We start from the raw sequence: 5,779 nt of genomic DNA on the forward strand, positions 1-5,779 counted from the left end.
GGCTATGGTTGGGGCTGGGGTTGGTGCTGGGGGTGTGGCTATGAGTGGGGCTGCTATGGTGGCTATGGGTGGGGCTGTTATAGTGGCTAAAAATATGATTTACACTTTTGAGCATAAGTCAATTGTTCGACGGTTGCTGCTACTCACAGCAGGATTAGGAATTAGTTTTGGAATTGGTTGTATAATCGGACTGCTAAATCCCTACATTTTATTAGCACTATCAGGAACCGGATTACCTTTAGCAACTATGCTGCTTTATCCACCCCTCCAACGCCGCAAGCTAATTGCTAAATACCGTAAGTCTGAGGAACGTCTCATCAAACCATGAGCATTTACTTTACAGTAATTCCACAAATTCTTCAGCCGATTTTCTCAAGCAACTTGATACATTCTGATCCTAATATAACAATCCTAAATCAGTTACGAACCCAAAGGGATCTAAGCCTCGCGGTGGAAAGCAAATCAGATAGGATTGCTATATAGTTGCTAGCATTCTTTTCATTGAGCAACTGTCGGTACAAAGATTAGATAAGTCCCTCCCAAACCTTCTACAATTGTGCGTGTATTAGCAACCATGATTTTCTGATAGGTATCGGCTTCGCTTCCGGGTTCACCTAGTCCATAAGTATATAATTGCCTTTTGGAGAGTCTGACATTAGCCTTTGTCGCCACAGGTTCAATTAATTCGGAGTTAATTGTTGTCTCCGCAAATATTGTTGGTACTTGCGCTTGCTGGATAGTTTTCGCCCAATTTTGTATTTGTGTATCTGTGGGATTTACTTGATTACTGATACCATTTAACCCGACTAAAGGAATTTTGTAGGCTGTAGTGTAATAATTTAGGACATTACTAGTTGTGGCTAACTTGCGTTGATTAGCAGGAATAGTTTCTATTCGGGATTTTATCCAACTATCGAGTTGAGTTAGTTCATTTTTAATTAATTTGGCATTACCACTATATAATGTGGCGTTGTCCGGTGCTAATTTCTCCAAATTTTTGCTAATTACCTCTACCATTTTGATAGTGTTCTGAGGATTATGCCAAATATGAGGGTTAGTTAAATTTTTTCCAGATGCTTGAAATTGCTGTGGTTGAGAAACCGCCAGTTGACTTACAGCTATTTTGGGTGCAGAATTTTGACTTTCTGCCACTATTTTGCTAAATTCTGGTTTTAAATTGTAGCCACTGTGGAGAATTATATCAGCTTGTGCGATCGCTTCCCGGTCTTCTGGTCTGGGTTGATAAAGGTAGGAGTCGTTACCAGGAGAACCCAAGCAAATCAGGTTAATTGTATTTTCAGCTACTTGTCTAGTTAAGTCGCAAAGTATGCTGGTAGTTGCGACAACACGAGGAAGATTCTCGTCTATCCTAGTGGTTGTCTGAGTGAATGAAGTGCTTCCTGTTTGATTTGCACAGCCAAGAAATCCAATTGTGAAGACGGCTAAGGTAGCTCGTAAGGAATGCTTTGATAGTATTTTTTTTAGCATCATCAACTCCTAATTGAATGTATGAAAAGGATAATCATTTAAAAATAGTGGCTGTGGTGATGATGGTGATTATTGCTCAGACTAATGAATCTAAAGCAATTGTAGCCCTAGCTTGAGAAATTATGGACATTTATTTGTCTTTGATTGTTCCAAAATACTTCACTATACTATGTTAAATAGTTCCAATTGATACCACTTTTGTTTGCTTTCCCAAAGTGTCATTCTGATTGAGTTATGAACAGAAAAATTCCCGACTTATTTAAACAGTCAGGAATTTGAGTATATTGATATTTGCAGGACTAAAGTCCTGACTACAAACCTTTAAATATTTTTGGCTTAAAATGACGCTCAACTAAAAGTTAGCATAATTCAAAATTAAAATAAATTGTCAATCAACAAAGTCAGCAGAGGTAATTAAAAAGCAAAATACATAATCAAGGACACAGCAATGCTGCGCCTTGAGACTATCTGTAGTTTTAATTAAAAGTCTACAGAGGGAAATTTCCCTTGCAGCATTTCAAATTTAGACTGAAAACAAGTCGCGCAATTACAACCAAGTTGATCCATAATTGGGTTAGATGTTTTGGTGGCATGAAGCGTTACTAATTCGCTCATGGGTTGGGTAGATGCTACCGAAATCATTTGTGACGCGAATTCAGGTTTAAGATTAGATGCCTGTGCAGGATTTGCTACCAGTAGTATAGATCCAATAAATACAGGACAGGCAAGCAAAATCATTTTGGCTATGTTCATAATTCACAGATAAATACTATTTCTGATACAGCATAGCCAATTAATTGACTACCTTCAACGTGCATGAGTTTGTATTGTTAACTACGTCCGAATCCTTGACCTCTTGCTACCTTAGACCAAACCAGTAATTCGCCTTTGTCACCACCTGCGGCGAGGAATTTACCTTGAGGATGCCAAGCTAGGCTAGAAAACCCCCCGGAAACCCCTGTCAGCACTTGGGTGACTTGTTTTGCTTTGTTCCACAAACACAGCCAGCCATCACTAGCGGCGGAAGCGAGAAGGAAGCTGTTAGGCGCAAAGGCGATCGCAGTGATAATATCCACATGATTAGTTAAAACTCGTGCTTCCCAACCCAAGGATTCATCTTCTAGTTTTTCCCAAACTACGATACCTTCAACGCTGGAGGATGCCAAAATCGGCGCACCCATTTTGGTAGTAGCTTCTGACCAGGCTAATTGACGGATTTTACCAGGGAAACCACGCATCACCCAAGGATCGGGATTGTTCCATTCTAAGACGGCGATACTGCGATCCATGTTGCCAGAAGCCAGGAATTTGCCATCGGGTGACCAAGCCATCGCTATACTGACAGTAGCCATATCTAAAAGATATGGTTCCTCATCCCAGTTTTGGCTGTCCCAAATCTTGACTCCCTGATAGCCACCAATGGCTAGGTATTGCCCATCTCTACGCCAATCAATTCCCAATACTGAGGATTTATCAAAATTCAGGGTGACGACAACTTCCTTCGTATCGGCATCCCAGACTTGGACGTAACGCCCTAAACTAAAGGCTAGTTGGTTACTGGTACGACTCCAAGCTAGTTTATCCACCCATGCCGGGGCGTTTTCTAATGTGGTAATTAATTCAGTATCCTGCCAAATTTTTACCTGTCCATCTTGTCCACCAACGGCGAAAAATTTGCCATCTGCGGAAAAAGCCACACAGTCTACTGATGTACCGTTACCAGTCTGTAAGGTTGTGAGGTTGCCATCATGCCACAGTACCACTTCACCAGATGCGGAGGTGGCTACTAAAGTTTTACCATGCGGTGACCAGGCGATCGCAGTTACATAATCGGAAAGCGTCGCTGAATAATGTTCTTCAAATTCCTTAGTTTTGCTAGCTGTGGGATTCATAATCTGTGCAGATGTAAAAAGGACATCGGGAATGGAAAAAATTTTCCTTGTGCAGACGCGATGAATCGCGTCTTTAGCTAGTTCATACGAAACAAGCGAGAAAATCTTGCTTCAATTGGGCTTCATCAAGATTGCGACCAATGAAAACTAGTTCATTTTTCCGAGTTTCATTTTCTTTCCAAGGACGATCAGGTTTACCATCTAATATCATATGTACACCTTGGAATACATATCGATTATCTTCTCCGGCAATATTTAAAATGCCTTTCATGCGGAAAATATCTTGCCCTTGGGTCTGCAATAGCTCAGAAAGCCAAGAGTTGAGTTTTTGCCCGTCTAGTTCGCCACTTTCTACTAAAGCTACAGAATAAACTTTTTCATCATGTTGGTGAGCATCTTCACCTAAGAAATCCGGATCAATTTCCAATGCCCGCGCTAAGTCAAAGGCTTTCACACCCAATAAAGCATCCATTCCTAGTTGGGCGTTCTCGGTAGGGTAGATTTTAGCGATCGCATTCATACTCCGAATCCGCTTTTCTAATTCCTGCAACTGTTCTGGCGTGACTAAATCAGTTTTATTCAGGAGAATCACATCAGCAAAAGCAATTTGTTCTTGTGCTTCGTCTGCATCCCAGTGTTGCCAAATATGCTTGGCATCCACAACAGTTACTACTGCATCTAAAGACAGTAGGCTTTGCATATCTTCATCTACAAAAAACGTTTGAATTACTGGTGCTGGATCGGCTAAACCAGTGGTTTCAATGACTAAATGATCGAACTTATCTCGCCGCTTCATTAAGTTGCCCACAATGCGAATTAAGTCACCACGCACTGTACAGCAAATGCAGCCATTGTTCATCTCAAAAATTTCTTCATCTGCATCAATAATCAGTTGATTATCAATACCCACTTCCCCAAATTCATTCACAATTACGGCTACTTTTTTACCATGTTCGTAGGTGAGGATGTGGTTTAGGAGAGTGGTTTTGCCTGCACCCAGGTAGCCTGTCAATACAGTTACAGGTACTGTATTCGTAATTTCTTCAGTCAACATGGTCTAAATGCCTTTTTTTGATAGTTGAGATAATGATTACCACCCATAATAATTCTTTTTATATGATTGTGGCGAATTGACTGTAATTAGGTTTGAGGAGGTAATCCCACAGTTTTAGCAAAAGATGCTTTTGTGCTGATGCATCTGCAATAAGTTGTAAATATTAAAGGTGTTGAGTTAAGGGTGACAGCAATTTTTCACAATTCTTTGATTGCTCACCCGATCAGAGTCATAATTATTATCGTTTTTATTTTCAACTATACTTGAAAGAATAATCGACCACAGATATAGACGCGTAGCGGCTACCCGCAGGGTACACAGATGAACACAGATAAATTGTAAACTACTGTATATTTAGAAGCATGGCAGTCTGATTTTATGCAGATAACAGAAAATCTTGTACTGCTGTGAATACAATTTCTGGGTATTCTTCATACAGTCCCAGAGAACCGGGAACGATAACGCTTCTTACTCCTGGTAATGCGGCTAAAGCGTTCATTTCCTGTCGTGACTTGGGTGGACTGGATTCGCCAATTACTACCATCAGGGGTACGGACAAAGATTGCACAAGTGTGAGAAAATCCGTTTGCTGACGTACAGCATCAAGTTTCCCTGTGACAAAAGCCGCAGATGCAAATCTAGCTCCTGGTTTTTGCGTGGTTTGCCATTTTTTCTCAATGAAGCTGGGTGTAAGTTTAGCATCATCGGTAAAGACGTGACGGCGGTACATCCAAGTTAAAAAGGATGGTGTGGTGTTGAGTTTATACAGTGCTTGACCTACTATAGGCGATCGCACTAATCCTTTAACAATTTCTGCTATCCGTGGATTTGCGCCCATAGTGGGTAAAGGACCCCGCCAAGTGGGTGCTAGTAACAAAATCCGCTTCCAAATATCAGGCTGCTTCACAGCTAGTTGCAAGACGTAACTAGAAGCATGACCAGCCGCCACTACAGTAATGGGAGTATGAAAAACAGTTTTGACAAAATCTTCCAGAAATTGCTGATATATTTCCGGTCGGTAATTTAAACTCGGACGAGAAGATTGTCCAAATCCCGGCCAGTCTAAAACTGTAACTTGAAAGTGGGGAGCCAGTAATTTGGCCAGTTCACCCATTTCCGCACGCATGGAAACGCTACTAAAGGCTGGTAGGAGCAACAGGGGTGAACCTGTACCGATGGTTTCATAAATCACCTGTAATGGTTGGTTGTCCCAAGTCCAGGTATATTCTTGAACTGTTCCACCAAATCCTACAGGATCAGAGGTTGATCGTAAATTGGTTGACATCAGGCTAAATTTTGGTTGTTATAGGAATTTATGGGAATAAAAGAACCCCACCCCCAGCCC

Annotated in this window: 5 protein-coding genes and 1 pseudogene; 1 reads left to right on the forward strand and 5 read right to left on the reverse strand. The window is 41.2% G+C overall.

The features are described 5' to 3' along the window. Nucleotides 1-328, forward strand: a pseudogene (locus tag AACX33_RS04170) (serine/threonine protein kinase); the annotation flags it as partial. Between the two features lie 170 nt (nucleotides 329-498). Here AACX33_RS04170 and AACX33_RS04175 read toward each other — a convergent pair. The 5 genes from AACX33_RS04175 to AACX33_RS04195 form a co-directional block, all read right to left on the reverse strand. Next, nucleotides 499-1,491 carry a metal ABC transporter solute-binding protein, Zn/Mn family gene (locus AACX33_RS04175; RefSeq protein WP_194003480.1) on the reverse strand — a complete coding sequence of 331 codons (993 nt, stop codon included), beginning with the start codon at nucleotides 1,489-1,491 and terminating at the stop codon, nucleotides 499-501. A gap of 477 nt (nucleotides 1,492-1,968) precedes the next feature. Then, nucleotides 1,969-2,241 (reverse strand): hypothetical protein, encoded by a 273-nt coding sequence (locus AACX33_RS04180; protein WP_227789436.1) that lies wholly within the window; start codon nucleotides 2,239-2,241, stop codon nucleotides 1,969-1,971. Between the two features lie 77 nt (nucleotides 2,242-2,318). Then, nucleotides 2,319-3,380 (reverse strand): WD40 repeat domain-containing protein, encoded by a 1,062-nt coding sequence (locus AACX33_RS04185; RefSeq protein WP_194003478.1) that lies wholly within the window; start codon nucleotides 3,378-3,380, stop codon nucleotides 2,319-2,321. A gap of 82 nt (nucleotides 3,381-3,462) precedes the next feature. Further along, entirely contained in the window at nucleotides 3,463-4,434 is a 972-nt protein-coding gene (locus AACX33_RS04190; RefSeq protein WP_194003476.1) for a CobW family GTP-binding protein, read from the reverse strand. 376 nt (nucleotides 4,435-4,810) lie between these two features. Beyond that, nucleotides 4,811-5,719, reverse strand: a complete 909-nt coding sequence (locus tag AACX33_RS04195; RefSeq protein WP_194003474.1) for an alpha/beta fold hydrolase — start codon at nucleotides 5,717-5,719, stop codon at nucleotides 4,811-4,813. Nucleotides 5,720-5,779 lie beyond the last annotated feature (60 nt).

Source organism: Nodularia sp. LEGE 04288 (assembly GCF_963896525.1).
Taxonomy (GTDB): Bacteria; Cyanobacteriota; Cyanobacteriia; order Cyanobacteriales; family Nostocaceae; genus Nodularia.